The sequence below is a fragment of the Achromobacter sp. ACM02 genome, from assembly GCF_014851605.1.
GTDB lineage: Bacteria > Pseudomonadota > Gammaproteobacteria > Burkholderiales > Burkholderiaceae_B > Achromobacter > Achromobacter aegrifaciens.
This window is the reverse complement of record NZ_JACUZY010000008.1, coordinates 226,029-252,621: the sequence shown is the minus strand read 5'-3', so window position 1 is coordinate 252,621 and position 26,593 is coordinate 226,029. Positions and strand designations below refer to the sequence as shown.

General features: G+C 65.0%; 24 protein-coding genes. 8 read left to right on the top strand and 16 right to left on the bottom strand.

Annotated elements, in window-relative coordinates:
• Nucleotides 1–10: 10 nt before the first annotated feature.
• The 8 genes from IB258_RS24285 to IB258_RS24250 all read right to left on the bottom strand — a co-directional run bounded on the left by IB258_RS24285 (nt 11) and on the right by IB258_RS24250 (nt 8,149).
• A complete protein-coding gene (locus IB258_RS24285; protein WP_054451162.1) occupies nt 11–367 on the bottom strand; it encodes an arsenate reductase in 357 nt (118 codons plus the stop codon).
• Nucleotides 364–1,173, bottom strand: coding sequence for an ABC transporter permease subunit (locus IB258_RS24280; protein WP_042792726.1), 810 nt, complete (start codon nt 1,171–1,173; stop codon nt 364–366). Before IB258_RS24280 ends, IB258_RS24285 begins: the two co-directional genes overlap by 4 nt.
• Nucleotides 1,170–2,090, bottom strand: a complete 921-nt coding sequence (locus IB258_RS24275; RefSeq protein WP_119450498.1) for an ABC transporter permease subunit — start codon at nt 2,088–2,090, stop codon at nt 1,170–1,172. The genes IB258_RS24280 and IB258_RS24275 overlap by 4 nt, the downstream gene beginning before the upstream one ends.
• Nucleotides 2,087–3,214: an ABC transporter ATP-binding protein gene (locus IB258_RS24270; RefSeq protein ID WP_054451160.1), complete on the bottom strand. Its 1,128-nt coding sequence runs from the start codon at nt 3,212–3,214 to the stop codon at nt 2,087–2,089. Before IB258_RS24270 ends, IB258_RS24275 begins: the two co-directional genes overlap by 4 nt.
• Nucleotides 3,215–3,220: 6 nt before the next feature.
• The gene (locus IB258_RS24265; RefSeq protein ID WP_119450499.1) at nt 3,221–4,324 is read right to left on the bottom strand and encodes a polyamine ABC transporter substrate-binding protein; all 1,104 of its coding nucleotides are present in this window, start codon (nt 4,322–4,324) and stop codon (nt 3,221–3,223) included.
• Between the two features lie 144 nt (nt 4,325–4,468).
• Nucleotides 4,469–5,206 carry a 3-deoxy-D-manno-octulosonic acid kinase gene (locus tag IB258_RS24260; protein ID WP_370539855.1) on the bottom strand — a complete coding sequence of 246 codons (738 nt, stop codon included), beginning with the start codon at nt 5,204–5,206 and terminating at the stop codon, nt 4,469–4,471.
• Nucleotides 5,196–5,618, bottom strand: a complete 423-nt coding sequence (locus IB258_RS24255) for a group II truncated hemoglobin (protein WP_054451157.1) — start codon at nt 5,616–5,618, stop codon at nt 5,196–5,198. The genes IB258_RS24260 and IB258_RS24255 overlap by 11 nt, the downstream gene beginning before the upstream one ends.
• Nucleotides 5,618–8,149 carry an ABC transporter permease gene (locus tag IB258_RS24250; protein ID WP_175162651.1) on the bottom strand — a complete coding sequence of 844 codons (2,532 nt, stop codon included), beginning with the start codon at nt 8,147–8,149 and terminating at the stop codon, nt 5,618–5,620. Before IB258_RS24250 ends, IB258_RS24255 begins: the two co-directional genes overlap by 1 nt.
• Before the next feature lie 103 nt (nt 8,150–8,252).
• Here IB258_RS24250 and IB258_RS24245 point away from each other — a divergent pair, with 103 nt between their 5' ends.
• From IB258_RS24245 to IB258_RS24230, 4 genes are all read left to right on the top strand, one after another.
• Complete coding sequence (locus IB258_RS24245) at nt 8,253–9,227, top strand: TRAP transporter substrate-binding protein (protein ID WP_054451155.1); 975 nt, start codon at nt 8,253–8,255, stop codon at nt 9,225–9,227.
• 101 nt (nt 9,228–9,328) lie between these two features.
• Nucleotides 9,329–9,829 carry a TRAP transporter small permease gene (locus IB258_RS24240; protein ID WP_054451154.1) on the top strand — a complete coding sequence of 167 codons (501 nt, stop codon included), beginning with the start codon at nt 9,329–9,331 and terminating at the stop codon, nt 9,827–9,829.
• 38 nt (nt 9,830–9,867) lie between these two features.
• On the top strand, nt 9,868–11,145 hold the full coding sequence (locus IB258_RS24235; protein ID WP_192353305.1) for a TRAP transporter large permease: 1,278 nt from the start codon (nt 9,868–9,870) through the stop codon (nt 11,143–11,145).
• A gap of 911 nt (nt 11,146–12,056) precedes the next feature.
• On the top strand, nt 12,057–12,488 hold the full coding sequence (locus IB258_RS24230; RefSeq protein ID WP_054451152.1) for a flagellar protein FlhE: 432 nt from the start codon (nt 12,057–12,059) through the stop codon (nt 12,486–12,488).
• Between the two features lie 75 nt (nt 12,489–12,563).
• Here IB258_RS24230 and IB258_RS24225 read toward each other — a convergent pair whose 3' ends face one another.
• Nucleotides 12,564–12,989: a hypothetical protein gene (locus IB258_RS24225; protein WP_156337312.1), complete on the bottom strand. Its 426-nt coding sequence runs from the start codon at nt 12,987–12,989 to the stop codon at nt 12,564–12,566.
• Between the two features lie 265 nt (nt 12,990–13,254).
• Here IB258_RS24225 and IB258_RS24220 point away from each other — a divergent pair, with 265 nt between their 5' ends.
• Genes IB258_RS24220 through IB258_RS24205 form a run of 4 tightly spaced genes read left to right on the top strand, consistent with a single transcriptional unit; the run spans nt 13,255 to nt 18,229 of the window.
• Nucleotides 13,255–14,829 carry a TolC family protein gene (locus IB258_RS24220; protein ID WP_192353304.1) on the top strand — a complete coding sequence of 525 codons (1,575 nt, stop codon included), beginning with the start codon at nt 13,255–13,257 and terminating at the stop codon, nt 14,827–14,829.
• Complete coding sequence (locus IB258_RS24215) at nt 14,819–16,336, top strand: efflux RND transporter periplasmic adaptor subunit (protein WP_192353303.1); 1,518 nt, start codon at nt 14,819–14,821, stop codon at nt 16,334–16,336. Before IB258_RS24220 ends, IB258_RS24215 begins: the two co-directional genes overlap by 11 nt.
• 1 nt (nt 16,337) lies before the next feature.
• Entirely contained in the window at nt 16,338–17,027 is a 690-nt protein-coding gene (locus tag IB258_RS24210) for an ABC transporter ATP-binding protein (protein ID WP_192353302.1), read from the top strand.
• A complete protein-coding gene (locus IB258_RS24205; RefSeq protein WP_192353301.1) occupies nt 17,015–18,229 on the top strand; it encodes an ABC transporter permease in 1,215 nt (404 codons plus the stop codon). The genes IB258_RS24210 and IB258_RS24205 overlap by 13 nt, the downstream gene beginning before the upstream one ends.
• 53 nt (nt 18,230–18,282) lie before the next feature.
• Here the strand turns inward: IB258_RS24205 and IB258_RS24200 are convergent, their stop codons facing one another.
• The 7 genes from IB258_RS24200 to IB258_RS24170 all read right to left on the bottom strand — a co-directional run bounded on the left by IB258_RS24200 (nt 18,283) and on the right by IB258_RS24170 (nt 26,555).
• On the bottom strand, nt 18,283–19,266 hold the full coding sequence (locus IB258_RS24200; protein ID WP_192353300.1) for an ABC transporter ATP-binding protein: 984 nt from the start codon (nt 19,264–19,266) through the stop codon (nt 18,283–18,285).
• Nucleotides 19,256–20,290 carry an ABC transporter ATP-binding protein gene (locus IB258_RS24195; RefSeq protein ID WP_225590496.1) on the bottom strand — a complete coding sequence of 345 codons (1,035 nt, stop codon included), beginning with the start codon at nt 20,288–20,290 and terminating at the stop codon, nt 19,256–19,258. The genes IB258_RS24200 and IB258_RS24195 overlap by 11 nt, the downstream gene beginning before the upstream one ends.
• Nucleotides 20,287–21,774, bottom strand: a complete 1,488-nt coding sequence (locus IB258_RS24190) for an amidohydrolase family protein (protein WP_054451144.1) — start codon at nt 21,772–21,774, stop codon at nt 20,287–20,289. The genes IB258_RS24195 and IB258_RS24190 overlap by 4 nt, the downstream gene beginning before the upstream one ends.
• Nucleotides 21,774–22,967, bottom strand: a complete 1,194-nt coding sequence (locus tag IB258_RS24185) for an amidohydrolase family protein (protein WP_054451143.1) — start codon at nt 22,965–22,967, stop codon at nt 21,774–21,776. The genes IB258_RS24190 and IB258_RS24185 overlap by 1 nt, the downstream gene beginning before the upstream one ends.
• 24 nt (nt 22,968–22,991) lie before the next feature.
• On the bottom strand, nt 22,992–23,933 hold the full coding sequence (locus IB258_RS24180; RefSeq protein ID WP_192353299.1) for an ABC transporter permease: 942 nt from the start codon (nt 23,931–23,933) through the stop codon (nt 22,992–22,994).
• The gene (locus tag IB258_RS24175; protein WP_054451141.1) at nt 23,923–24,915 is read right to left on the bottom strand and encodes an ABC transporter permease; all 993 of its coding nucleotides are present in this window, start codon (nt 24,913–24,915) and stop codon (nt 23,923–23,925) included. Before IB258_RS24175 ends, IB258_RS24180 begins: the two co-directional genes overlap by 11 nt.
• Nucleotides 24,916–24,977: 62 nt before the next feature.
• Nucleotides 24,978–26,555 (bottom strand): ABC transporter substrate-binding protein, encoded by a 1,578-nt coding sequence (locus IB258_RS24170; protein ID WP_119450508.1) that lies wholly within the window; start codon nt 26,553–26,555, stop codon nt 24,978–24,980.
• Nucleotides 26,556–26,593 lie beyond the last annotated feature (38 nt).

The following is a 26,593-nucleotide window of genomic DNA, read 5'->3' as shown; positions in this document are numbered from 1 at the left end:
GGCCGGCGCCTCAGGCGAAACGTTCGCCGTAGCGCTTTTCGCTGAAGCCAACGCTCACCTCGCCATCGGGCGTGACCGTGACCGGGCGGCGCACCAATGCCGGATACTCGGCGATCAACTGGGTCCACTGCGCATCGGTGTGCGCCGTCTTGCGCTCTTCGGGCAGGTTGCGCCAGGTCATGGACGTGCGGTTGACCAGTTTTTCCCAGCCGCCGACCTGGTCAGCCCAGGCTTTCAGCGTGGCGGCCGGCACCGGGTTGTCGCGGTAGTCCACGAACGCGTGGGCGACGCCATGCGCCGTCAGCCAGTCGCGCGCCTTGACGCAGGTGCTGCACTTGGTCAGGCCATACAGGGTGGTTTGCTTCATTTGGGTTCGGACTCCTTGCGCCATTGCATGCGGTTGGCCAGGATCACGCAAGTGCCGACCGCCAGGATGAAGAGGGTCGCCAGCGCGTTGATCTCGGGTTTCAGGCCCAGGCGCACGCGCGAGAAAACTTCCATGGGCAACGTGCTGGAGCTGGGGCCGGACAGGAACGAGGCCAGCACCACGTCGTCCAGCGACAGGGTGAAGGACAGCAGCCAGGCCGAGGCCAGCGCCGGCGCGATCAGCGGCAGCGTGATCTTGAAGAACACGGTCATGGGCGTGGCGCCCAGGTCCAGCGCGGCTTCTTCCAGCGAACGGTCCAGGTCGCGGATGCGGGTCTGGATGACCACCGCGACAAAGGCCATGCACAGGGTCACGTGGCCGACCCAGATCGTGAAGATGCCGTTTTCGGCGGGCCAGCCCAGGCTGCCGCGCAGCTCCACGAACATCAGCAGTAGCGAGATGCCCAGCACCACTTCGGGGATGACCAGCGGCGCGCTCAGCATGCCCACGTACAAGGCGAAGCCGCGGAAGCGCCCCATGCGCCCCAGCACGTAGCCGGCCCAGGTGCCGATGATGACGGCGGCGGTGGCAGTCATGGCGGCAATGCGGAACGACAGCCAGGCCGCGCGCAGCAGCGCGTCGTCGTTGAACAGCGAGTGATACCAGCGGAACGAGAAACCGGTCCAGGACGTGACGGTGGGCGACTCGTTGAACGAGAACACCATCAGGCTGATGATGGGCACGTACAGGAAAAAGTACCCCAGTCCCAGCACGACGGCGCGCAAAGTCTTGTTGGGCCCGTTCATTTGCGGCCTCCGTTCGCCTGTTCCTGCTGCTTGACCTGGTTGTATTGGAAGTACACCAGCGGCACCAGCAGCAACAGCACCATCACGCAGGTCACGGCCGAAGCCATGGGCCAGTCGGCGTTGTTGAAGAACTCATTCCACATCACGCGGCCCATCATGAGCGTGTTGGCGCCGCCCAGCATTTCGGGGATCACGTACTCGCCCACCGCCGGGATGAACACCAGCATGGCGCCGGCAATCACGCCCTGGCGCGACAGCGGCACCGTGATCTGCCAGAACGCCTGCCAGGGCTTGGCGCCCAGATCGTAGGCGGCTTCCAGCAGGCGCAGGTCCATCTTCACCAGCGTGGCGTACAGCGGCAGGATGAAGAATGGCAGGTAGGCGTAAACCATGCCGATGTAGACGGCGACGTCGGTGCGGTAGATTTCCAGCGGACTGGAAATGATGCCCAGGCCCTGCAGCAGGTTGTTGAGCAGCCCGTCGTTGCGCAGGATGCCGACCCAGGCGTACACGCGCAGGAGCAGCGAAGTCCAGAACGGCAGGATCACACCCAAAAGCAGCAGGTTGCGCACCGCCGGCGACGAACGCGCGATGTAATAGGCGATGGGATAGCCGATCAGCACGCAGAAGAGCGTGGTGATGGCGGCGATCTTCACCGAATTCAGATACGTGGCGAAGTACAGGCTGTCCGTGAACAGCAGGATGTAGCCGCGCAGGTGCAGGCTGAACTGCACCGCCTCGTCCTTGAATTCCGCCAGGGACGTATAGGGCGGAATGCCGAACTTCAGCTCGGCGAAACTGATCTTCAGGACCAGCAGGAACGGCACCAGCAGGAACAGCACCAGCCAGGCGAACGGCGGCACCACCGCCAGCGCCCGGCCCGACGGCAACCAGTCGCGGGGCGAAAAGCGGATCATGACGCCAGCACCGTGGCGCTGTCGGCGTCCCAGCTGACGAAGATCTCTTCATCGATGCCGGGCGCGTCCATCTGGGCCAGCAACTGGCTGGGCACGCTGGCCTCGACCGTCTTGCCGGAATCCAGGCGGATCTGATAAAGCGCGTAGCTGCCCATCCAGGCCATGTGGCTGACCATGCCATGGGCCCAGTTGTATTCGGCTTCGGGCTGCTCGCGCGACACCACCAGCCGTTCAGGGCGGATGGAGACGTGCACTTCCATGCCCAGCGGCTCGCTCACGCCGTGGTTGACGAAGAGCGGACGGGTCAGCTCGCCGCACTCGATGGCGACGTGGTCCGGTTCATCGACCACGATGGTGCCGGTGAACATGTTGGTCGACCCGATGAAGCTGGCAACGAAGCGGGAATTCGGAAAGGCGTAGACGTCCTGCGGCGTGCCGCATTGGACGATCTGGCCTTCGGTCATGACGGCCAGGCGGTGGGCCATGGTCATGGCTTCTTCCTGGTCGTGCGTGACCATGATGCAGGTCACGCCGACCTGCTCCAGGATCTTCACGAGTTCGATCTGGGTCTTCTGGCGGATCTGCTTGTCCAAGGCGGACATGGGCTCGTCCAGCAGCAGCAGCTTGGGCCGCTTGACCAGGCTGCGCGCCAGGGCCACGCGCTGCTGCTGGCCGCCCGACAGCTGGTTGGGCTTGCGGCGCGAATAACCGGCCATCTGGACCAGGTCCAGGGCTTCGAACACGCGGTCATGGATCTCGGCCCGGTCCACGCCTTCCTGCTTCAGGCCGAAGGCCACGTTGGCCTCGACCGTCATGTGCGGGAACAGCGCGTAGGACTGGAACATCATGTTCACGGGCCGGCGGTACGGCGGCACGTGCGTGATGTCTTCGCCGTCCAGGAATATCTGGCCCGAGGTGGCTTCCTCGAAGCCCGCCAGCATGCGCAGCAAGGTGGACTTGCCGCTGCCCGAACTGCCGAGCAGGGCGAAGATCTCGTTGCGCTTGACCGAGAGATTGACGGAACGGACGGCGACCACATCGCCGAAGATCTTTACGACATCGGAAATCCGGACGAACTCGTCCGGATCGGCCGAATGCTGCGCCGAGTAACGGCTATCGCTCATGATGACTTATCTTCCAGACTTCAGCTCGGACCACATCCGGTTTTGCAGGCGTTGGATGTTCAAGGGCAGCGCCTTGATCACATACAGGGTCTTGGAGACGTCCGCCGGCGGGTAGATCATGGGGTTGTCGGCCACGTCCTTGACCACGAACTGCCGCGCCTCTTTGTTGGCGTTGGGATAGAACATGGTGTTGGTGATGGCCGCGTGCACCTTGGGCGTTTCGATGTAGTTGATGAAGGCCAGCGCCTCTTCGGGATGCGGAGCATCCTTGGGGATGACCATCAGGTCGAACCACGCGGGCGCGCCGCCCTTGGGGATGAAGTAGTTCACTTCATAGGACTTCTTGGCGTCCTGGGCGCGCTTGCGAGCGATCATCACGTCGCCGGAAAAGCCGTAGACCATGCACAGGTCTCCCACGGCCAGCTCGTCGATATAGCCCGACGAGCTGAACTGGCGGATGTACGGGCGGATCTTCATCAACACGTCCAGCGCGGCCTTGTAGTCGTCGGCGTTGGTGCTGTTGGGATCCTTGCCCAGGTACTTCAGCACGGCCGGGAACACCTGGGCGGCTTCGTCCAGCATCGAGATGCCGCACTCTTTCAGCTTGGCGGCGTTCTCGGGCTTGAAGATCATGTCCCAGTTGGCCAAGTCCACGCCGTCGCCCATGATCTGCTTGACCTTGGTGACGTTGTAGCCCAGGCCATTGGTGCCGTAGCCCCAGGGAATGGCGTATTCGTTGCCGGGATCGACGGTGGCGACCAGCGCCATGATTTCGGGATCCAGGTACTTCCAGTTCGGGATCTTGGACTTGTCCAGCTTCTGGAACAGGCCGGCTTCGATCTGGCGCGAGGCGTAATGCGTGGACGGGACAACGACGTCATAACCCGACTTGCCGGCCAACAACTTGGCCTGCAGGGTGTCGTTGCTGTCGTAGACGTCATAGCGGACCTTGATGCCGGTTTCCTTTTCAAAACCGGGAATTGTGTCCGGAGCCGTGTATTCGGCCCAGTTGTAGACGTTGACGACCTTGTTCTGCGCCACCGCCGCCGACGAGGCCGCCATGACCAGCATCGCCCCAAGCGCCAAGCGCATACCCGCCCGTAGTTTCATCACCAGCCCCCTTGCGTTATGCCGTATGTGACAGGAGTACCAAAAGGCGAAATGATAAAGCTTTTTAGCGAGGACCTGCCCAACTTTGCCGGGTGATTGGCGCGATTTGGGCCAGATGGCGGCATTTGGCCGCCCCCGCCGGGATCAGGGCTGGATCCCCACGCCCCAGGCCGTCCAGTAGCTGTCGCGCAGGCGCAGCCAGAAGCGCTCGCCCTCTTCCCCGGCGACCTTGCGCAGCGAACGGCGCAGGCGTTCCAGGTTGGCCTCGCGCTGGCGGTCGGACAGGGAACCTTGCGTGCCGCGGTCGAAATCGATCAGCCAGATGCGACCGTCGCTGCCCACCAGGATGTTGAAGGCATTGAGGTCTGCATGCCAGACGCCCGCCCGGTGCATGCGCACGATGGCCTCGGCCGCCACCTGCCAGACCGGCTCGGCCAGCATGTGGGCCAGCGGCCGCACGCCGGGAATGCGCTCGACCACGATGGCGGCGCGGTAGATCGGGCCTTGCCGCCAATAGGCGGCGGCCAGCGGCGCAGGCACCGCCAGGCCCTGGGCGCGCATGGCGGCCAGCAGGCGGTATTCGCGAAAGCTGCGGGTGCGGGCCTCGCCGTTCCAGAGATAGGCGTCGCGGCTGATGCGCGCGATCATCCCGCCGCGGCGGTAGCGGCGCAGCACGCCCTGCCAGCCCGCCCCCTGCACGAACCAGGCGGCCTGGCGTCCGCCGGCATCCACCGGCCGCGCCCGATCGCCATAGTGCGCCGGGTTGAACAGGTCCGGGCCGGCTTCTGTCAGGCGCGAGGGATCGCTCAGCATGGCTCCGCCCAGGGGGCCGGACCAGGCCTGGCGCCGTTCGCCGGATCGGGAATCGCCTTCAGCCTTCACGATTGCGCATCCAGTCGGCTACGCCGTAGAAGGACTGCAGCAGGCGTTCGACCAGGGCCGGTTCGATCCCCTGGTCTTCCATGGCCCGGCCAATGCAGGTCACCCACTGGTCGCGCTCGACCTCACCGATCGAGAACGGCAGGTGGCGGGCGCGCAGCCGGGGATGGCCGAAGCGTTCTATATAGTGGTCCGGGCCGCCAAAGTAACCGCAAAGAAACCAGAACAGCTTGTCGCGCGCCTGGTCCAGGCTGGGACCATGGGCCGCCCGCAGCTCCTTCAGGTCGGGCTCCATGTCCATTAGGTCATAGAAGCGGTCCACCAGGGCGCGCACGCCCGGCTCGCCGCCAAGTAGGTCAAAAATGCTGCTGGAGTTTTCCACGGGTTCGGTAATCGTATGGACGCGCGTCGGCATCAGGTTTCTCGTAGGGTGACCAGGGGCGGCGTGCGCAACACGCCGCGCAGGGCCAGGGCGCCGCCGGCCCAGGCGCCCAACATGCCCGCGGCGATGCCCGCCAGCCACGGCCAAAGGCTAAGAGTAATAGTGAAATCAAAGACCTGCGTTGACAAAGCCCAAGCGATTGCGGTGGCGCCGGCCGCTGCCAGCAGACCAGCCAGGCCACCCACGGCCCACAGCTCGATGCGCTGGGAGCGCGCCAGCTGGCTACGGGTGGCGCCCAGAGCGCGCAGCACGGCGGCTTCGCGCATGCGCTCGTCGCGCGTGGCCGTCAGCGCCGCGGACAGCACCAGCACGCCGGCGGCCAGCGTGAACAGGAACAACAGTTGAACGGCCTTCCCCACTTCGTTCAGTACTGATTGCAGCTGTTGCAGGATGGCGCCTACGTCGAACACCGTCAGGTTCGGGAACTCGCGCACCAGCGCGGGCAGGACCGAGGCCTTTTCGGGCGGCAGGTAGAAGGACGTGATCCAGCTCTGGGGCATGTCGGCCAACGCGGCGGGCGTCAGGATGGCGAAAAAATTGACGCGCATCGTATCCCAATCGACCCGTCGGGTGCTGGTGACTGCCGCCTCGACCTGCTGCCCCGCCACATCGAAGGTCATCTTGTCGCCCAGCGCCAGGCCCAGGCTCTTGGCCAGGCCTGACTCCAGCGACACCTCGGACGCGCCCGGCTCCAGCCAGCGGCCCTGCTCGATACGGTTGGAAGACGGCAATTCGTCGCCATAGGACAGGTTGAACTCGCGGTCCACCAGCCGCTTGGCGCGGGGCTCCTCGTAGTCGTCCGGCCCCACGGGCTTGCCGTTGATGGCGATCAGCCGCCCGCGCACCATCGGCGCCAGCGTGATGCGGCCCAGGCCTTCGCGGGTGAGCGCGTCGGTCACGGCCTGGCGCTGGTCCGGCTGCACATTGATGAGGAAACGGTTGGGTGCGTCCGGCGGCAAGGTCCGCTGCCAGCCCTGGATCAGGTCGGTGCGCGTCATGGTCAGCAACAACAGCGCCATCAGGCCCACCGCCAAAGCGCACACCTGGGTGATGGTGGCGGCGCGCCGGCGCACTACGCCAGCCAGCGCGAAACGCAGCGCCGGCAGGCCGGCGGCCAGCCGGCGCACGCGCGCCAGGCCCAGGATGCAGAGCCAGGCCACCAGCGCGAACACGGCGAAGGCTCCCAAGAAGCCGCCCGCCACCACGCCGCCCAGCTTGGCGTCGCCGGCAAACCACCAGATCAGCAGCGCGAAGCCCGCGGCCCCCAGGACATAGCCCAGGGCGCTGCGCGCGCTGAGCGCGTCGGCGTCGCGGCGCAGCACCCGGGCCGGCGGCACGTGGCGCAGCTGGGCCAGCGCCGGCAAGGCAAAACCCAGCAACAGCAAAAGGCCGGTCAACAGCCCCTGCAAGGCCGGGATGGCCGAGGGCGCAGGCAAGCTGGTATCGATCAGCGAACCCAGCAGCATGACCAGCACCTGATGCACCGCATAACCCAGCAGGCAGCCCGCGGCCGACGAGAACAGGCCGACCAGGGTGAACTCCAGCGTCAGCATGCGCGACACTTGCGACTGCACCGCCCCCAGGCAGCGCATGACCGCGATGCCGTCGCGGTGGCGCGTCATGTAGCGGCCGGCGGCCAGGGCCACGGCCACGGCCGATATCAGCACCGCCAGCAGCGCGACCAGCGACAGGAAGCGCTGCGCCCGGTCCAGCGTGCGGCGCACTTCGGGCCGGCCGGACTCCAGGGTGGCAACCTTCTGGCCGCGCTTCAGATTCTGCTTGAGCCACGTCGAGTAGCCCGCCACGGCGTCGGGCTGGCCCGCAACCAGCATGGCGTAGCCGATGCGGCTGCCCGGCGCGATCAGGCCGGTGGCGGGCAGATCGCTGGCGCGCAGCAGCACCCGCGGCGCCACGTTGACGAATTGCATGCCGCGGTCCGGCTCATAGGTAATGACGCGGTCCACCCGCAGGTGGGCGTCACCCACGTTCAGCGTGTCGCCCACCTTCAGGTTCAGCAGGGACAGCAATTGGGCGTCCACCCAGACCGCCCCTTCAGGCGGAATATCGCGAGTCGGGGCATCGGGTTCGAACGGTGCGCCCGCCACGCGCAGGGCGCCGCGCAGCGGATAGCCCGGCTCCACCGCCTTCAGCGCAGCCAGTTGGGCGCCGTCTCCGGCTCCGACCATGGAGGGAAACTGCCAGGTGCTGGAGACGGCCAAACCGCGTTCGCGGGCCTGATCCATGAAGACCGCTGGCACCGGCTCGTCGGCGTCCAGCACCAAGTCGGCGCCCAGCATCTGCCCGGCGTCGCGCTCCAGCGCCCGGCCGACCCGGTCCGCCAGGAAGCCGACGCTGGTCACCGCGGCAACCGCCACGACCAGCGCCAGCACCAGCAGCCGCAGTTCCCCGGCGCGGGCGTCGCGCATCATCATCCTGGCGCCCTGGCGCAAGGTGGACCAAAAACCTGGGCGCCTGGCCCGTGACGTATCAGGGAAATCCATCATTCCACAATGTTAACCAACGGCCTAGATCGGGGCCGAATCCCGATATCATCCCGGGGCGGGAGGCTAAGCCACCCATAAAGATACTCAAAACCTGGAGAAGACGATGCGTAAATCCTGGCTTGCCGCCACGATACTGGCCGCCTGCACGGCCGCAACCGCCCTGCCCGCCGTGGCGCAGAACACCCTGAAGATGGCCTACGCGCTGTCCACGTCCTCGCACTATGGCGCCGGCGCCGACGCGCTGGCCAAGTCCATCGAAGCCTCCACGGGCGGGAAGTACAAGGTACAGCAATTCGCCAACAGCGCGCTGGGCGGCGAACGCGAAGTGATCGAAGGCCTGCAGATCGGCACCATCGACCTGGCCATCGTGTCCACCGGCGCCACGCTGAACTTCGTTCCCGAAACCGGCGTGTTCGACATCCCCTTCCTGCTGCGCGACCTGCCGCACGCCCGCAACGTGCTCGACAGCAAGATCGGACAAGATATGCTGGCAAAGTTCCCCAGCCGCGGCATCATCGCCCTGGCCTGGGGCGAACAGGGCTTCCGCCACCTGACCAACAACGTCCGCCCGGTCAAGACGCCGGCCGACGCCAAGGGCCTGAAGATCCGCACCACGGAAAACCCGATCCACATTACGGCCTTCCGCCAGATCGGCATCCTGCCGACGCCCATGGCCTGGCCTGAAGTCGCCACCGCCCTGCAGCAAGGCACCATCGATGGCCAGGAGAACCCGCTGTCGGTGATCACCTCGGCCAAGCTGTCGCAGATGCAGAAATACCTGTCCTTGACCGGCCACGTCTACGGCCCGGCCCTGGTGCTGATGTCGGCCAACGTGTACGAGGGCCTGTCGGCCGCGGACAAGGCCAACTTCGACAAGGCTGGCAAGGAATCCGCCCAGGCCATGCGCGCCTACGTGGACAACATCGAGAAGACGGGCGTCGAACAACTGAAGAAGGAAGGCATGCAGGTGACCGAAGTGGACCGCGCCGCCTTCGCCGCCGCCGTCGAGCCTGCCTACCCCGAGTACTACAAGAAGTTCGACAAGAAGCTGATCGACGCGATCCGCGACACCAAGTAAGCAGGGGCCGCCCCGATCCGGGGCGCATCCCCTTGGCGGCGGGATCCCGGTCCCGCCGCTTTTGTTCCCATCCTTTGCGTACAACGCCAACGGGATTCATCATGCGTTTGCTCTGCGCCTTCGACCGCGGCCTGTTCAAACTGGTCTCGGTCCTTGCCCAACTGCTGCTGGTGGCCGCCGCGGCCGCCGCCTTCTACCAAGTCATCGCGCGCTTCGTGCTGCACTCCCCGGCCGACTGGAGCGAGGTACTGACCCGCGCCCTCCTGATCTGGACCGTGCTGCTGGGCGTGGCCCTGGCCTTTCGCCACGGCGCCATGATCAGCGTGGAACTGCTGCGCAACCTGCTGGGCGGCACGCGCCGCCGCGTGCTCGAAGCCGTGATCGGCCTGATCTGCGCCGGATTCCTCGGCTTTCTGGCCTGGATTGGCGGCAACATGACCTACCGCGTGCGCTTCCAGACCGTGCCGAGCCTGGACATTTCGATTTCCTGGATCTACCTGGCCATCCCCGTGGGCGCCACCCTGGCCGCCATCGCCGTGCTGGCCCGATGGTGCGCCGGCGAAGAAGACGACGTGCCTGTGCGCAACGACGCGCAAGGCTGAGCCGCCCCCCCCACAGAACATAAGCAGCAGATATCGCCATGTCCCAATTAATGATTGTCTCGATGCTGATTTTCTTCGGGCTGTCCGTGCCGGTCGCCGTGTCGATCGGCCTGGCCAGCCTCGCGGGAGTCGGCGCCGCCGGCCTGCCCTGGGTGGTGGTGGCCCAGCAACTCTTCGCCGCGCTGGACAAGTACCCGCTGGTCGCCATCCCCTTCTTCATCCTGGCCGGCAACCTGATGGAAGCCGGCGGCATCTCCGAACGCATGGTGGAGTTCGCCAAGAGCGTCGTGGGCGGCATCCAGGGCGGCCTGGCCTGCACCTGCGTGCTGACCTGCATGATCTTCGCAGCCGTGGCCGGCTCCAGCGTGGCCACCACCTTCGCGGTGGGCGCGATCCTGATTCCCGCCATGATCCGGCACGGCTACCCCGCGCCCTTCGCGGCCTCATTGCAGGCCAGCGCGGCGGAACTGGGCGTGATCATCCCGCCTTCGATCCCGATGATCCTGTTCGCGGTATCCACCGACACCTCGACCGGCGAACTGTTCATCGCCGGCGTCATGCCGGGCATCCTGATCGGCGTGGCGCTGATGTTCTACGTCTGGTTCTACGCCAAGCGCAACAACCTGGGCAAGCGCGACGGCGAAGGCCGCCTGCCGCTGTGGCCGGCGTTCAAGAACGCCTGGCTGGCGCTGCTGATGCCGGTCATCATCCTGGGCGGCATCTACGGCGGCGTGTTCACGCCGACCGAGGCCTCGGTGGTGGCAGTGATGTACGCGGTGGTGGTGGGCAAGTTCATCTACCGCCGCCTGAGCTTCAAGCAGCTGTCCGCCACGCTGCACAAGTCGGTGGTGTCGACGGCGGTGATCATGTTCGTGATCGCCAACGCCGGCATCTTCAGCTTCCTGCTCAACCGCGCGGGCATCCCGGACGCGCTGGGCGTGTGGCTGGCGCAGATCTTCGACACCAAGTTCACCTTCCTGATGGGCGTGAACGCGGCGCTGTTCGTGATCGGCATGTTCATCGAAACCTCGGCATCCATCGTGGTGCTGGCGCCCTTGCTGCTGCCGGTGGCGCTGAAATTCGGCGTGGAGCCGGTGCACTTCGGGATCATCATGGTGGTGAACCTGGCGCTGGGGATGATTACGCCGCCGTTCGGCGTGAATCTTTTCGCGGCTTGCGCAGTGGCCAAGTTGCCGTTGGAGAGGTTGATCAAGCCGTTGATTCCGTTTGTGGGGGTGGTGATTGTTTGCCTGATGGTCATTACTTATTGGCCGGGGTTGTCGCTGGGTTTGCGGGACCTGGTCTACGCTAAGTAGGTCTGTTTGCAGGTTCTGTTGTAGTGGCGGGCGTCGGGGCTTCTTCGTAGGCCGCTCGCCGGCGCGGGCGCCTGAGGGGCGAGCGCCCACGCTTGCGGTCCGGAGCGTTCGCTCCGGACTGCCCCTTCGTCATCTTCGTCCGGGCCTGCGGCCCTCCCTTCAGATTCCCTCGGGCGCATCGAGGTTGCTCGCCGCCAAGGCGCCCGCGCCGGCGAGCTACCGAATTCTTGGCCTGTTGCGCTGCTAGACCTGTGGTTGGTGGCGAGTCTTGCGTTGCCCGCTGCTTGCGGCCGCGCGGGCGGCCGCAAGCAGCATACGTGTTGATGGGCGTCGTGGCTGTCTGCGCTTGCGCGAATGCGGGGAACCGTTTGCTAATGGCACCTGCATCTGGGGTGTGGGCGGTGATGGGTGGCGCGCGGCGAGCAGCCGTTCACGCATCGAGATCCGTTCGCGCGCGCCACCCATCCGGCGGAAGCAACTCGTTGACCCCGCGCCGCGTCTCGGCCGCTGCCCCCCCCTCAGACCCTGCGTCGTGATCGCCTCGGACCACAATGTTGTCCACGCACCAGGGCGGATTCAAGCTCGCGTACGGATCTCGGAAGATCGTCTGCGGATTGCAGCCCCCCGCAGCACGTGTAGCTGTCGCACGTTTCTTTGCTGACGGATTGTCACGCCATTAGGCCTGTAAGCGAAACGGCTCTATCTGGGCTCTGACGCACGACATCGCCATTCATGCACCTAGTCTTTTGTAGAGATGTGCAGCTGATGCCTATCAGATAGCCTGCGTTCGCCATGTCATTTTTCGCGCGAGGAGGAATTCACGAATTGACATGGTCGGATTACGCGAGGGATTCGTCCAGATCTGCTCGCACCTGTTCCATCAACTCAATATCACGCACTGGAGTCGTCTTATGACATTCAAGAAACGTGCTGTGCTAGCTGTCGCCTCCCTGACACTCGCGGCGTTCGCCCAGAACGCCATGGCTGAGGGCGCCTACTCGAGTTCCGCGGTCATGCCGACCATCTACAGCAAGAATCACTGGTACACCGTGGCACCGCCCGTGCTCGGGAGTCCCCCGAGCACTGCAACCATCACCACGGTGTACTACAGCTACGGCTATCGCTTTCCGCGCCCGGCAGGCTTCCAAGTGCTGCTGTGCGACAACAGCGGCACCAACTGCACCGACGTGACCTCCAGGGGCTCGGGCTCGGTCAGTTTCAAAGGCAAAGGTGTCAAGGCCAACACGCCTGTCCGCTTCCAAGCACGCGTCGCTGGCAATGGCACGATGTCGCCCCTGGTGGGTGATGGCACCGCCAACGTGTCGGTGAACTACGACGACTGATCCGGCATTCGGCGAGCGGGCAATGGGTCTCACCCCGGCTCGCCGTGAATGATGAATCTGCAACTACGCGGCCTTTCAGCCCGCCGGTGCGAGCCAGCCACTGGCCTCAAGGTAGTCTTCGGATTGCGAGTTCGTATGGTCAAAGAGCTTGGCAAGAATCTGATCTGCAGGAGTACCCTTTGCCTTCTCGGAGTCGTATATCGCCTTGCGCTGCGCGTCAATCACGGCGGCCTCCTTGGAAAACCTTTCCTTGAAGGCTTCGTCGATGATGCGCCCGGAAGAGAGCTTATTCAACGGTTCCCCTCCCCTTCCCGGTGCAAGCTGGTCGCGAATGTCGTACCAGATCGTGCTGGGTATGTTCACCATGTCAGACGCGAACTGTTCAGCGTATTGCGGGTCGGAAGCTGCGGAATTCAACCACTTTTCCTGAATCGCCGTGCGGCCCTGCGTCGCGGTCCCCGCCTGGTTCGAGCGCTTGCGCGCCGCATCGGAAATGCTCACTTGTGTGTTCGAAGAATCGAATCCCCCTAAACCCGCCACGTCCATCGACGTCGATTTCGCCGTAGTCGAACTCGGTCTCGAAAAGCCCACTCGATCTGCGCCTTGGAACGAAAGAACGCTATAGCCAGACTGAATATTCACTTGCATCCCCAATCAATATAGGAAGTGCCGCCCCTTGAAGCATTTTTGCTCAATGTTCTTGGCACCTACGCCCCGGAAAGCTACGTTGATAGAACTGCGTCCTAACTTGTCGCCTGATACTAGATTGAAGGATTGCGAGCCTTACGTCCAAAAAGCGAGCGAAAAATGGGACTTTTCTGACTTCTTTCATGCCACGCACACGCATTCTCAGCGCAAGACACATAACCCTCAGCGCTACCTCCCGGCCGCGCTGACCGGATTGTTTCTTTTGACGTGCGACGCCGTGTTCGGTGCCGATGTTCTCTATTCCGAGTACCAAGCCAAACAGCAGCAAAGTGCGTTCGCGTTTCCCCTGGAAGAAGCCATCGCGCTGGCGGTGAGGAACAACAGGTTGGTGAAAAGCGCCTACGTCCAGCGCATCAGCCAGAAATTCGATCTCTATGTCAGCGAAGGGAAGTTCTACCCGAAACTGCTGCTCACAACGTCCGCATTGACGAGCAAAGTCAACGGTACCTCCAGCAACGCGAAAGACCTGAACACCAACGCGTCGGTCACCTTGCCGACCGGGGCGACCGTATCTATCGCCAATGTCCAGGGCAGGAGCACCGCAGGCAAATCTTCGTCTACATCGGTCACGCTGAGCCAGCCCCTGCTGAAAAATGCTGGCATCGATGCGAACAGGGCCTCAGTCCGCATCGCGCGCCTCGATGATGAAATCAGCCGGCTAGCACTCAAGGCAACGCTATCCCAAACCGTCGCGCAGGTGATCTACGCCTACCGCGAGCTCCTGCGCGCCCAGGAACAGAAGGTGATCGCCGAGGCAGCCCTGGCACGCAACAAAGACCTGTACGAGGTCAACCGCTCGTTGATTGCGGCAGGACGCATGGCCAAGGTGGAGATCCTGCAAACGCAGGCCGAAGTCGCGAATCGGGAAGTGGCGCTGGAAGAAGCGGAGAACCAGATCGACGCGGCCCGACTGGCCCTTGTAGCGTTGCTTGCTCTGGAGCCGCGCACACCTCTATACGCGACCGCTCCAACCAGCGTGGACTGGCGTCCTACCGACCCGACGCGCGCCCTGGAAACGGCGCTCACGCTTCAGCCCGACTACCTCTCCATGAAAATCCTGGTCGAACGGGCCAAGATCAGTCTGGACTATGCCAAGAACCAGCAGCTATGGGATTTGTCGCTGGTGGCCACCAGAACCCAGGTCCGGAGCGGCGGCGCGTCGCCGGGAGCCATGGACATTCAGGCGTCCGGCGCCCGGACCGGCGGCAGCTACGCGGGCCTGCAGCTCACCATCCCCTTCGGGGACCGCTCCATCAAGCAACCCGAGGTGCGCGCCTCCGTAGATCTGCACACCCAAGAACTCAAGTTGCTTGAAACGCGTCAAACGGTGGAGCACCGAATCCGCGATGCCACGCGCAATGTCCAAACCCGATGGCGCCAACTGGAACTCTCGATCAAGGCCCGCGACTTGTCCCGGCAGAAGCTTGAGGCGGAGAAGGAAAAGCTACAGGTCGGCCAATCGTCGAACTTCCAGGTGCTGTCCTTCGAGAACGACCTGCGCAATGCCGAGAACGCCCGCCTCAATGCGCAGATCACGTACCTGAACACGCTCACTGAACTGGACGAACGCATGGGCAAGACCCTCGACGTCTGGAGCATCCCCATCATCCAGACCAATGGCTATGAGAACTGAAGAGTCCATGCCGTCAGCCCGGCAGGTCGGCCTCGTGGTCGTGAGCGCCGTCGGCATCATCGAATCACTCAACATCGAGGCGGAGGTGCTTCTGCGGCTACCGAGTGTATCGCTCATCGGCCAGCCGGCCATCGCGACATTGCTCGATATCGCTGACGCAACGTCCGCGAGCACGTTGATCTCACGGTTCGGCACACCGCCGCGCGGCGGCAGTGCTCGAGAAAGACACCATCACGCCACACGGCTGTTCGTGCACTGCGAACGGCTTCCCGGCGCCGAAGCTGATGGCCGTTGGTTGATTCTGCTCGATACCCCGCTCCCCTCGGTCGCACCAGCAGCCGCAGCGCGGCGCGCGGGGCACACCAAAATTCCCACGCTGGCCGCCGGTAGCTCGGCGGCCCTCTTGGTCGCTGTGCTGCTTGGAAAAACGTTTGGCCCCGACGCGGCTCCGCCGACGGCCTCATCTGGAGCGAGTGCAGCCGCATCGGCTTCGATGACGCCAATCATGGCACCCACCACCCCGGCCTACATTTCCGTCATCGGCACCATCGAGGCCAACGAAACGCTCGGCGTTTCGGCCCCTTTCGATGGCGTCATCAAAGAAAGGCACTTCTCGTTCGACACGGAAGTCAAGCAAGATCAGTTGCTGCTGATACTGGACCCAACGGACTTGAACCAACGCGTCCAGGAAGCCAGGGTGGCGATGCTCAAGGCCGCCAAGACCATGCAGGAACTTGAGCGCTGGGACAGTGGCGCCGAAGTCTCGCGGGCGAGACGCACATTCGTGCTGGCCCGCCAGCAGGTCGAACAAACTGAGCGCAAAGTGCGGGAAACCGACGGGCTGGTCAAGAAGGGCATTCTCGCCCGGAACGAGTACGACATCGTGGCGGAACAGCTCACCGGTTTCAAAGCCCAGTTGGCGGCGGCAGCGGATGACCTGAAGGCCACCCAGGAAAAAGCCGACAAGAGCAGCATGGAAATCGCCAAAATCGAGTATGAGCAGGCCAGGGCGAAGCACGACGACTTGGCCAGGAGCGCGCTGCTGGCACGCATCGCCGCGCCGCGTTCCGGCATTCTGTCGAAGGCGCCAGCATCCTCTGGACAGGCGCCGGCGACACTTGATGCGGGAAGCCGGATCACGAAGGGTCAGCTACTGTTCAACGTCGCGCTTACCGGCAAGCTGCGCGTGTCGGCCCGGGTCGACGAAGCGGACGTCGTCGGCCTCGCCACAGGCATGCCTGTGGAAATGTGGATCGATTCACAGGAGATCGCCCCCCTCCTAGGACACCTTGCCAGTATCTCGGCACAGGCCATCCAAAGCGGCAACGGCGTCCGCAGCGCCCTGTTCGACGTGAGCGTCGATCTGCCGGCATTGAGCGAGGAGCAGCGAGGGAAGCTGCGCGTCGGAATGACCTGCAACCTTCGCATAGAAACCCGGAGCGCCGCGAATCCCGAGTCAGGCGGCCCAGCGCGTATCGGCAGGGCGCCTGTGCAGACAAGAAACTGAAATGCTGAAACTGGATCGGATCAGCAAGGCCTACCACAATGGCAGCGGTACAGTACCTATGCTGCAAGACGTTTGCCTCGAGGTCGGCGCTGGCGAAATGTGCGCCATCATCGGAGCCTCCGGGTCGGGCAAGAGCACGTTGCTCAACATCATGGGGTTGCTCGACGCGCCGGATAGCGGCGCCGTGCTCTACCGGGGGAAGCCCGTGCATGATGCGGACTTGAAGACGCGAGCCAACCTGCGCAATCGCCACATCGGATTCGTATTCCAAGCCTTCAATCTGCTGCCACGCATGAGCGCACTCGACAACGTCGGCCTTCCCCTGCTCTACCGCGGCATCGGCAAGTCCGAGCGCCGCCGACGGGCACAGCGCTGGCTGGAGCGCGTCGGGTTGGCCGATCGCGCGGAGCACCTGCCGGACTCGCTATCCGGCGGACAGAAGCAGCGAGTCGCCATTGCGCGGGCCCTGGTCGGAGCGCCGCAGCTCGTGCTCGCCGATGAACCCACCGGCAACCTTGATCAGAAGGCGGCGCAGGACATTCTCAGCCTACTGGGCGAACTGAGCCGGGAGTCCGGCGTCGCGGTCGTCATCGTGACCCACGCCCCTGCCATCAGCGTCAAGTGTCAGCGGGAAATCGTGGTCAGTCACGGGCGGGTCGTTGTTCGCGAGAGTGCGCCATGGCGTGGATGAATTTCCCGCGCGCAACCGGCTCCTTGCGCGCCATTGTCGAGGATGCCATCGACAATATGCGCGCGGTTCGGCAACGCACCCTGCTTTCCCTGATCGGCATAGCCATCGGCGCTGCGGCCGTCGTGGCGCTCTTGAACATCGGAGAGAACACCTCGGACGAGGCTGCGCGCCAATTCAAGTCGATGGGGACGGACCTCATCATTGTTCAGGACAGCCCCACCCTCGGCGGACAGCGCAAAGCCCCTCCACTCAGGAGCGAAGACGCACAAGAAATGGCAAAGAGTATCGCTGGGGTTTCCCTGGCCGCTCCGCTATCGACGACGCCAGTCAAGACCGGCACAGGAGGAAAGTTGCTCGACGCGACGGCCATTGGCACCACGGAACACCTGATGACCGCAGCTCGGCTGGAACTCGCCCGCGGCCGATTCATTTCCCACCGGGATGGATTGAACACCGTGGTGGTGGTCGGAGGGAATCTGGCTACGCAACTCGTCGGCGGCGGCACAGAGCTGGCGCTGGGCGATGAGATCCGCATGGACAACTACCGCTATACGGTCGTGGGAGTCCTGCGTAGTGCTCCACGCAACCCACTACTGCCGTTCGATCTCGACAACGCCCTGATTCTGCCGATCAAGGCGGATCGCCGCGCGAACTCCGCGACCGGAGCGTTATCCAACATCCTGCTGCGCGTTGCCGAGGGCCACGACCCTCTGCATGCGCTCACCGAGGTCTCCTCGTTTCTTCAGCGCAAGGGCAGCAACGCCCAGGCGCAGGGAGCGCTGCTGCTGCTCGACGGCATGCGGCAGCAAGGGCAGATGTTCAAATGGATGCTGGGTGGAGTGGCCTGCATCTCGCTGCTTGTTGGCGGCATTGGCATCATGAACGTCATGCTGGCCGGTATCGCCGAACGACGCCGCGAGATCGGGCTGCGCATGGCCATCGGCGCCGACCAGTGGGGCGTCATGACAATGATCGTCACGGAGGCAGTCAGCCTCTCGTTCGTGGGAGGCGGAGCAGGCACCCTGCTCGGCATGTTCGCCTCCGTGCTCTACGCGTGGTTCACAGGCTGGGAGCCTACGCTATCGGCTCTGGCGGCACTTCTCGGGTTCGGCATGTCGCTTTTGACCGGATTTTTCTTCGGTATCTACCCCGCCTTTGCAGCCTCGAAATTGAGTCCGATTGAAGCACTCAGATCCGACTGAAACCGGCTCATCCACGGCGCGGTTGGCGCCCTAAGAACCGATCTTCGACCAGATCACGCGGCGCGCACTACATCCCACGTCACGGCATGACACCGTAACTGCCGCCCGCCCACCCCGACAACCACAGGCGCCTCCACCTTGCACTGCTCCCGCGCCATCGAACACCGAGGATGAAACGTACACCCCGACGGCGGCAAGATGGGATTAGGCACCTCACCCCCCATCGGCTCCCGATCCCGCCGCGGATCATCCAGGTCCGGAATCGTATCCAGCAGCATCCGCGTATACGGATGCTGTGGCGAGTCGAACAGCTGATCCGCAGGCGCCTGCTCCACGATGCGCCCCAGATACATCACCGCCACGCTGTCCGACACTTGCCGCACCACCGACAGGTTGTGGCTGATGAACACATAAGTCAGCCCGAACTCCTTCTGCAGATCCCCCATCAGGTTCAGGATCTGCGCCTGCACCGACACATCCAACGCCGAGGTCGGTTCATCGCACACCAGGAATTCCGCCTCCGTCGCCAGCGCCCGCGCGATCGAAATCCGCTGGCGCTGGCCGCCCGAAAACTCGTGCGAAAAGCGGCCGGCGTCGCTGGCGGACAGGCCAACCAGTTCCAGCAGCTCGTCCACCCTCCGTCGCGTTTCCGCCGGCGTGGCTCGCAAGCCCAGCGTCGTGATCGGTTCGGCCACGATATTGCCCACCCGCCAGCGCGGATTCAGGCTGGCGTAGGGGTCCTGGAAGATCATCTGCGGATGCAGCACGCCGCCCTTGCGGTTGCGCCCGTAGCGCAGCGTTCCGCGCGTCGGCGCCACCAGCCCAACCAGCAGCTTCGCCAGCGTGGACTTGCCGCAGCCCGATTCGCCCACAATGCTCAAAGTTGTACCGCACGGCACGGATAGCGACACCCCGTCCACCGCCTTCAAGGTCTGCTCGGGCTGACGCGACAACGTGCGTTCCAGCCAGGGCGGCGACACGTCGAACCAACAGGCCAGGTCATCGGCCCGCAACAACACATCATCGTTAAGCGGCATGGGCGACTCCTCCTTGATGCAGCCAGCAGGCGCTGACGGTGGCGCCGGCCGGAGATGCGGCCAGCGGCGGGCGCTGCTGGCCGCAACGCGGCCCCGCCATCGAGCAACGCGGGTGGAAAGCACAGCCGTCGGGCATGGCGTGCAGGCGCGGCATGGCGCCGTCGATCTGGTTCAGCCGGGCAGCGCGCTGGCGCAGGCCGGGAATCGCATTCATCAGGCCCTGCGTGTACGGATGGCCCGGGCGGCGCAGCACGTCCAGCACCGGTCCGATCTCGACGATGCGCCCCGCATACATCACCGCCACGCGGTCCGCGGTCTCGGCGATCACGCCCATGTCGTGCGTCACCAATAGCACCGAAGTGCCCTGCTCGCGACACAAGCGCCGCAACAGCGCCGTGATCTGCGCCTGCACCGACACGTCCAGCGCCGTGGTGGGCTCGTCGGCGATGATGAGCGCCGGCCGCGCCGCCAGGGCCAGCGCAATCACCACGCGCTGGCGCATGCCGCCGGAGAACTGATGCGGATAGTGATCGATGCGCTTGTCCGCCGCCGGGATGCCCACGGCCAGCAGCAGCTCCAGCGCCCGCTGGCGCGCGGCCTGGGCGCTCACCTTGTCATGGTGGCGGATCGTCTCGACCAACTGGTCGCCCACCGTGAACAGAGGATGCAGGCTGGTCAGCGGATCCTGGAAGATCGCGCCGATTTCCTTGCCGCGCAAACGCTGGCGCGCCTTGGGCGGCAGGTTGTCGATGCGCCTGCCCGCCAGGTGGATCTCGCCGCCGCCCAGCCGCCCGGGCGGCTCCAGCAGGCCGATCACCGCCATGCCGGTCAGCGACTTGCCGGCGCCGGATTCGCCGACCATGCCCAGGATCTCGCCCGGCTGGATGTCGAAACTGATGTCGCGTGTGGCAACCAGGACGCCGTGGCGCGTCGGGAACTCGACCGACAGGCCGCGCACCGACAGGGTCGGCGCGGTGTTGGCCGCGGCCGGCGGCTGCGTGGAGTTGGAAACGAGGGCCATCATGACGGACTCCTTGCGGGACGCGGATAGCTGGAGGAAAAAATCTGCTCGGCCGGCGGATGCCCCCAGGTGCGGTCAGGGTAGCGGGCCACCAGCCCGTCGAACTGCGTCTGCGCCTGCTCTTGCGCCAGGCGCGCATCGAAGCCGGGGATCCGCCCGTCCACCATGACGAAGCGGCCGTCGATCACGACCTGCGATACGTCGCGCCCGCTGCCGCTCACCATCAGCGTCTGGATGGGATCGATCAGCTGGCCGTTGCGGTCGTGCGAAAAATCGAACACCACGATGTCGGCCTTGGCGCCCACGGCCAGCCGGCCCAGGTCCGGACGGCCCAGGGCGTCAGCCCCGCCCACGGTGGCGGCGTCGTAGTAGTCCTCGGAGCGGACCGCCTCGGTCGAGCCGTCGGCCACCCGGCACAGCATCATGCCCACCTGCATGTTCAGGACCATGTCGGGCGGCCAGGTGTCCGTGCCCATGCCGATGTTCACGCCCAGCTTGCGGTAGCGCGCGAACGATTCCAGCGTGGCGCCATGTCGCCCCGACACCAGCGGGCAATGCACGATGCTGGCGCCGGCGTCGCGGATGATCTCCAGGTCGCGCCCGGGCCGCTCGATATGGCGCGAACCCGACACATAAGTGCCATGCGGCAGCAAAGCGCGCTCGGACAGGAAGTCCAGGCTTTGCAGCCATTCCGGGGGGCTCATGCCATGCTGCTCCAGCACCAGGTCGTACTCCAGGCGTGACTGGCAGCAATGCAGCCGGATCGGGATATTCCGCTCGCGCGCCGCCGCAGCCGATGCGCGCAACAGCGCAGGCGTGCAGGTTTCGATGCGGTCGGGCGACAGCATGGCGCGCACGCGGCCGTTGTGACGGCCTTCGATTTCGTCGCAGAAGGCCAGGGCCGCCTCCAGTCCCGCCAAGCCGCGCGCCTCGTCGTAATGACAGCGGATCGTGCCGCCGGCGTCCACATATGTATGGCCGCTGCGATAGGCCGGTCCCAGGTAGACGCGCAGGCCCAGCTCGCCGGCGGCATTGGCCGCAGACAGGAATTCATCGCGGGTCTCGCCCCACACGCGGTAGAACAGCGACGCGATCGGCAGCGCCGTCGTGATGCCGTTGCGTATCAGCTGGGCAAACGCGTAGCGCTTCTGGAATGCGAGTTCGGCCGCCGTGTACATCTCGTACGGCCCCCGCTTCATGTAGGTCTCGGGCCAGATGCGGCCCTTCTTCCAGGCGGGCGAGTTGTCGAAGCCCAGGATGGTCGTGTCCAGGTCGGACAGCGCATCCAGGTCCACGAAACCCGGGCCGATCAGCGCCCGGCCATAGTCGCGACGCTGCGCGACCTGCCCCGGGTAGCGGTGGCCGACGTAGACGATGCGGTCGCCCTCGAACACCACCTCGCCGTTCTCGTACAGGCAATGGCGGCCGTTCTCGTGGCCCACCACCCAGCGGGCGGTCAGCAGGATGGGGCCTTGCGGCGCGCTCATCACGGCGCCTCCGCCAGCGCCCGGCCGTTGCGCGCAACCACGCGCCCGCCCTTGACGACCAGCTTGCGTTGCGGGCGCGATACGATCGCTTCGGCCACCGTCTCGGCGTCCACCAGCACGAAGTCGGCGTGGCAGCCTGGCGCCAAACCGTAGTCGGACAGGCCCATGACCTGCGCATTGCCGTAGGTCGCCACGTGCAGCGCCAGATCCAGCTCGTCGTCGCGACGGAAGTTGTTGCGCAGGCCCACCAGCATGGTCCGTTCCAGCATGTCGGGCTTGCCGTAGGGACCCCAGGTATCGCGCATGCCGTCGTTGCCCGTGCAGACCGTGACGCCGGCCGCGTGCAGCTTCGCCACATTGGGCACCGGCCGCGAGGCCGAGCCCGTGGTCATGATGTGCACACCGGCCTTCAGCAAACCTTCCGTCAGGGCCTGCACCGCCTGCGTGTCGGGCATGCCCAGACAGAAGGAATGCGACAGCGTGACCTTGCCCTGCATGCCCAGCGCCAGCACCCGGTCTATGGTCATCTGCATCGAGAACGCGCCGAGTTCGCCCGCTTCGTGCAGATGGATGTCGATGGGCTTTCCATGCCTCTGTGCAAGCCCGAAGATGGCGTCCAGATGGCCCTTGGGATCGCGGTCCATGCCGGCCGGGTCCAGCCCGCCCACCACTTCCGCGCCCATGCGCAAGGCCTCATCCATCAGTTCCAGCGTGCCCGGGCGGATCAGCAGCCCGCTCTGCGGGAACGCGACGATCTCCACGTCGATCTGGTCGCGATACTGTTCGCGCGCGCGCATCACGCCTTCGATCGCGCCCAGTCCGATGTCCGTGTCCACGTCCACATGGCTGCGGATATGGCTGGTGCCGTCGCCGATCGACATCACCAACTGGCGGGCCGACTGGCGGTACGGATCGATGCCCAGGCGCTTCTTCTCGGCGCGCTCGTTCTCGATCTTGTCGATCAGGCGCGGGCCGACCTCGTTGCGGTACCAGGGCATGCCGTACATGGTCTTGTCCAGGTGCGCGTGGGCGTCGATCAGGCCCGGCAGCATCAGCGCGCCGCCCCCGTCCACCACCGGCACGCCGGCGGGCGCCGGCCCGCCCAGCGCCTGGATGCGGCCGTCGCGCACCAACACCGAGGTCATCTCGCCGCCGGCCGGGCGGACTTGGGTATACAGCGTTGCGTTTTCCATGGTTCTACTCTTGTCGGTTTGCGTTCAGCGCAGGCGGGGGTTCAGGGCGTCGCGCAGCCAGTCGCCCAGCAGGTTCACCACCAGCACGATCAGGCTCAGGTACAGCGCGGGAAACACCACCACCCACCACTGCCCCGAAAACAGGAACTGGTTGCCCAGGCGGATCAGCGTGCCCAGCGACGGTTCGGTGGGCGGCATGCCCACGCCCAGGAAGCTGAGCGTGGCCTCGATCAGGATCGCCAGGCCCAGGTTCAGGGTGGCCGTCACCATGACCGGCGTCAGCGTGTTGGGCAGGATGTGCGTCAGCATGATGCGCAGCGAACTCACGCGGATCAGGCGCGCCGCCTGCACGTATTCCTTGCCGCGCTCCACCAGGGCCGAAGCCCGCACCGTACGCGCGTATTGCACCCAGTTGGTCATGGAGATGGCCAGGATCAGGATCACGGCCGACAACGTTTCACGCATGCCGGGCGGCAACAGCTGGCGGAATACCGCCGTCACCAAAATCGCGACCAGGATCGTCGGGATGCTCAGCAGCGTGTCACCCAGGCGCATCAGCGCGTTGTCGACCCAGCCGCCGAAATAGCCCGCCGCCAGCCCCACCAGCAGGCCGATGGCCAGCGACAGCACCACCGTGGCCAACCCGATCACCAGCGACATGCGCGAGCCGTACAGGATGGCGGACCAGACATCGCGGCCCTGCGTGTCCGTGCCCAGCAGGAACTGCGAGTCCGAGCCGGCCTCCCACACAGGCGGCAGCTCCGCGTTCAACAGGTCCAGCTGCGCCAGGTCGTAGGGATTCTGCGGCGCGATCCAGGGCGCGAACACGGCCAGCAGCACCACCGCCAGCAGCACGATGCCCGCGCCCATGGCCACATAGTCCTGCCTCAAACTCCACCAGAGGTCGCTCTGCAGGAAGCGGGCAAGCCGGCCCTGCCCCGTTGCGGAAAATGGCTTAGTGAGCATTGGCGCCTCCCTTGACGTGCTGGCTGCGCAGGCGCGGGTCGACCACGCCGTACATCATGTCCACCAGCGTGTTCAGCGCCACGAAAATGAAGGACACGATCACCAGATAGGCGGCCATGACGGGGATGTCCACGAACATGACCGATTGGATGAACAGCAGCCCCATGCCGGGCCACTGGAAGACCGTTTCGGTAATCAGCGCGAAGGCGATCAGGTTGCCGATCTGCATGCCGGTCACGGTGATCACCGGCATCAGGCAGTTGCGCAGAGCCAGCCGGAAATGCACGATGCGATCCGGCAGGCCGCGCGCGCGGGCGAACTTGATGAACTCGGTGCGCAGCGTCTCCAGCATCTCGGCCCGCACCAGGCGCATGATGAGCGTGATCTGGAACAGCGCCAGCGTGATGGACGGCAGCACCAGCGCGGCGCGGCCCGAGGGCGTGAGCAGGCCGGTGGTCCACCAGCCGATCTTCACCGTGTCGCCGCGCCCAAAGCCCGGCAGCCAGCCCAGCTGCACCGAGAAGATCAGGATCAGCATGATCCCGACCACGAAGCTGGGCAGCGATATGCCCAGGATGGAAACGAACTGCAGCGCCTGCGCCAGGCGCGACTTGCGGTAGATGGCGGTCAGCACGCCCAGCGGCACGCCGATGACCAGCGACAGCAGGGTCGCCATCAGGACCAGTTCGAACGTGGCGGGGAAGCGTTCGGCCACCAGCGCAAATACGTCCTGCTGGTTGCGGTAGGAAATGCCGAACTCGCCCTGCGCCGCGTTGGTCACGAAGTGCACGAACTGCATGCCCACCGAGGCGTTCAGACCCAGGCGTTCGCGCAATTCATCGCGCTGCGTCTGCGAGGCCTGCTCGTTGAGCATCATGTCGACGGGGTCGCCGACGAACCGGAAAATCACGAAGGCCATCAGCGCCACCGCCAGCATGACGCCGACCGCGTTGAAGACCCGTCTAACTATGAATGCCAGCATGTGCGGCTCCCCTTCAGACCCTAGTCATACGCAGGACCGCCGGCGGGCGGCGGTCCGCGGCGTTACTGCATGCGCACGGTCCACAGGCGCGCCTTGTTGTCCGGCATCTGCAGCACCTCGCCCACGTTCTTGCCCACGGCCCAGGCCATCGGCTGCTGGTGCAGCGGCAGGAAGCGCGCGTCGTCATGCAGCGTCTGCAGCACGTCGGCCATCATCTGCACCCGCTTGGGACGGTCCATCTCGGCCGCGGCCGCGTCGATCCTGGCGTCCAGCGCCGGATCGCCCCACTGGCCCCAGTTGAAGACGCCGGCCGGGCCGCTGCGGCTATGCATCACCTGCAAAAGGATGGACAGCGCGTCGATCTGCGGCTCGTTGGCCCAGCCGTGGATGGTGATGTCGAACTCGCCGCGCGAACGCTTGGGGTTCTGCAGGGAACGCGGCCCGCTGGCCAGCGAGGCCTTCACGCCGATGCGCGCCCACATGGAGGCGGCGGCCTGGCAGATTTCCTCCTCGTTGACGAACATGTCGTTCGAACAGAGCAACGACACCGTGAAGCCGTCCGGGTAGCCGGCCTCGGCCAGCAGCTTCTTGGCGCGCGCGGCGTCGAACGGCAGGCGCTCTTCCTGCTTGGGCTCGTAGCCCGGGATGGACGGCGCCACCAGTGCGCCCGTGGTACGCGACAGGCCGCGCATCACGCGTTTCTGGATCAGCTCCGGCGACAGCGCCATGTACAGCGCCTGGCGCACCTTCAGGTCCTTCAGCGGATTCTTGTCAGTGATGTTGGAGCCGACCAGCTTGTCGCCCAGATTGAAGCCAAAGTACAAGGTGCGCAGCTCGGTCGAGGCCAGCACCTTGACGTTGGACGCCGCGCGCAGCCGGTCCAGGTCCTGCAGCGGCGCGTTCTCGGTGAAGTTGATGTCGCCCGACAGCAGCGCCGCGACCCGCGTGGGCGCGGACGCAATGGGCGTGAATTCGATGCGGTCCAGGTTGTGGCGCGGCTTGTCCCACCAGGCGGGATTCACCACCAGCACGGTGCGCGTGTCCGGGCGGTACGACTCCACCTTGAAGGGGCCGGTGCCGTTGGCGTTATGCGTGGCATAGCCTTCGATCTTCTTGGCGGCGTCGGTGGGCTTCAGGCTGTTGTTGTCCACCAGCCACTGGCGGTTGAAGATGAAGATATTGGTCAGGTCGTTGAGCATCAGCGGATACGGATGCGTCATTTCGATGTCGACCGTATAGTCGTCGACCTTGCGCACCGCCTTGAAGGCCGGCAGATTGCCCTTCAGCGGCGAGGCCTCGTCCGAGACCCGCGTCATCGACGCCACCACGTCGTCCGCCGAGAACGGCGCGCCATTGTGGAACTTCACCCCCTTGCGCAAATGAAAGCGCAGCACCGTGGGCGACGGCGTCTCCCAGGACTCCGCCAGCGCGGGCGTGATGTTGAACTTGTCGTCATAGCGGATCAGCGCTTCATACACATGGTTCAGGAACGCCAGGTTGAAGGTGCTGCCGTAGGAATACGGATCCAGCGAATCCAGGTCCCGCGCCGCGCCCCACTTCAGCGTGTTGGCGGCGCTGGCCCCCGTGATGGCCGACAGCGCGATCACGGCGCCCGCGGTCCACTTGAGCAAAGTCTTCATGGCTGCAACTCTCCCTTGTGTATCGGTCTGAACTCGCC

What these genes read in the sequence shown, in the direction of transcription:
- IB258_RS24285 (WP_054451162.1), bottom strand. Translation starts at nt 367, where the DNA reads ATGAAGCAAACCACCCTGTATGGCCTGACCAAGTGCAGCACCTGCGTC.
- IB258_RS24280 (WP_042792726.1), bottom strand. Translation starts at nt 1,173, where the DNA reads ATGAACGGGCCCAACAAGACTTTGCGCGCCGTCGTGCTGGGACTGGGG.
- IB258_RS24275 (WP_119450498.1), bottom strand. Translation starts at nt 2,090, where the DNA reads ATGATCCGCTTTTCGCCCCGCGACTGGTTGCCGTCGGGCCGGGCGCTG.
- IB258_RS24270 (WP_054451160.1), bottom strand. Translation starts at nt 3,214, where the DNA reads ATGAGCGATAGCCGTTACTCGGCGCAGCATTCGGCCGATCCGGACGAG.
- IB258_RS24265 (WP_119450499.1), bottom strand. Translation starts at nt 4,324, where the DNA reads ATGAAACTACGGGCGGGTATGCGCTTGGCGCTTGGGGCGATGCTGGTC.
- IB258_RS24255 (WP_054451157.1), bottom strand. Translation starts at nt 5,618, where the DNA reads ATGCCGACGCGCGTCCATACGATTACCGAACCCGTGGAAAACTCCAGC.
- IB258_RS24250 (WP_175162651.1), bottom strand. Translation starts at nt 8,149, where the DNA reads ATGATGGATTTCCCTGATACGTCACGGGCCAGGCGCCCAGGTTTTTGG.
- IB258_RS24245 (WP_054451155.1), top strand. Translation starts at nt 8,253, where the DNA reads ATGCGTAAATCCTGGCTTGCCGCCACGATACTGGCCGCCTGCACGGCC.
- IB258_RS24240 (WP_054451154.1), top strand. Translation starts at nt 9,329, where the DNA reads ATGCGTTTGCTCTGCGCCTTCGACCGCGGCCTGTTCAAACTGGTCTCG.
- IB258_RS24235 (WP_192353305.1), top strand. Translation starts at nt 9,868, where the DNA reads ATGTCCCAATTAATGATTGTCTCGATGCTGATTTTCTTCGGGCTGTCC.
- IB258_RS24230 (WP_054451152.1), top strand. Translation starts at nt 12,057, where the DNA reads ATGACATTCAAGAAACGTGCTGTGCTAGCTGTCGCCTCCCTGACACTC.
- IB258_RS24215 (WP_192353303.1), top strand. Translation starts at nt 14,819, where the DNA reads ATGAGAACTGAAGAGTCCATGCCGTCAGCCCGGCAGGTCGGCCTCGTG.
- IB258_RS24210 (WP_192353302.1), top strand. Translation starts at nt 16,338, where the DNA reads ATGCTGAAACTGGATCGGATCAGCAAGGCCTACCACAATGGCAGCGGT.
- IB258_RS24205 (WP_192353301.1), top strand. Translation starts at nt 17,015, where the DNA reads ATGGCGTGGATGAATTTCCCGCGCGCAACCGGCTCCTTGCGCGCCATT.
- IB258_RS24200 (WP_192353300.1), bottom strand. Translation starts at nt 19,266, where the DNA reads ATGCCGCTTAACGATGATGTGTTGTTGCGGGCCGATGACCTGGCCTGT.
- IB258_RS24195 (WP_225590496.1), bottom strand. Translation starts at nt 20,290, where the DNA reads ATGATGGCCCTCGTTTCCAACTCCACGCAGCCGCCGGCCGCGGCCAAC.
- IB258_RS24190 (WP_054451144.1), bottom strand. Translation starts at nt 21,774, where the DNA reads ATGAGCGCGCCGCAAGGCCCCATCCTGCTGACCGCCCGCTGGGTGGTG.
- IB258_RS24185 (WP_054451143.1), bottom strand. Translation starts at nt 22,967, where the DNA reads ATGGAAAACGCAACGCTGTATACCCAAGTCCGCCCGGCCGGCGGCGAG.
- IB258_RS24180 (WP_192353299.1), bottom strand. Translation starts at nt 23,933, where the DNA reads ATGCTCACTAAGCCATTTTCCGCAACGGGGCAGGGCCGGCTTGCCCGC.
- IB258_RS24175 (WP_054451141.1), bottom strand. Translation starts at nt 24,915, where the DNA reads ATGCTGGCATTCATAGTTAGACGGGTCTTCAACGCGGTCGGCGTCATG.
- IB258_RS24170 (WP_119450508.1), bottom strand. Translation starts at nt 26,555, where the DNA reads ATGAAGACTTTGCTCAAGTGGACCGCGGGCGCCGTGATCGCGCTGTCG.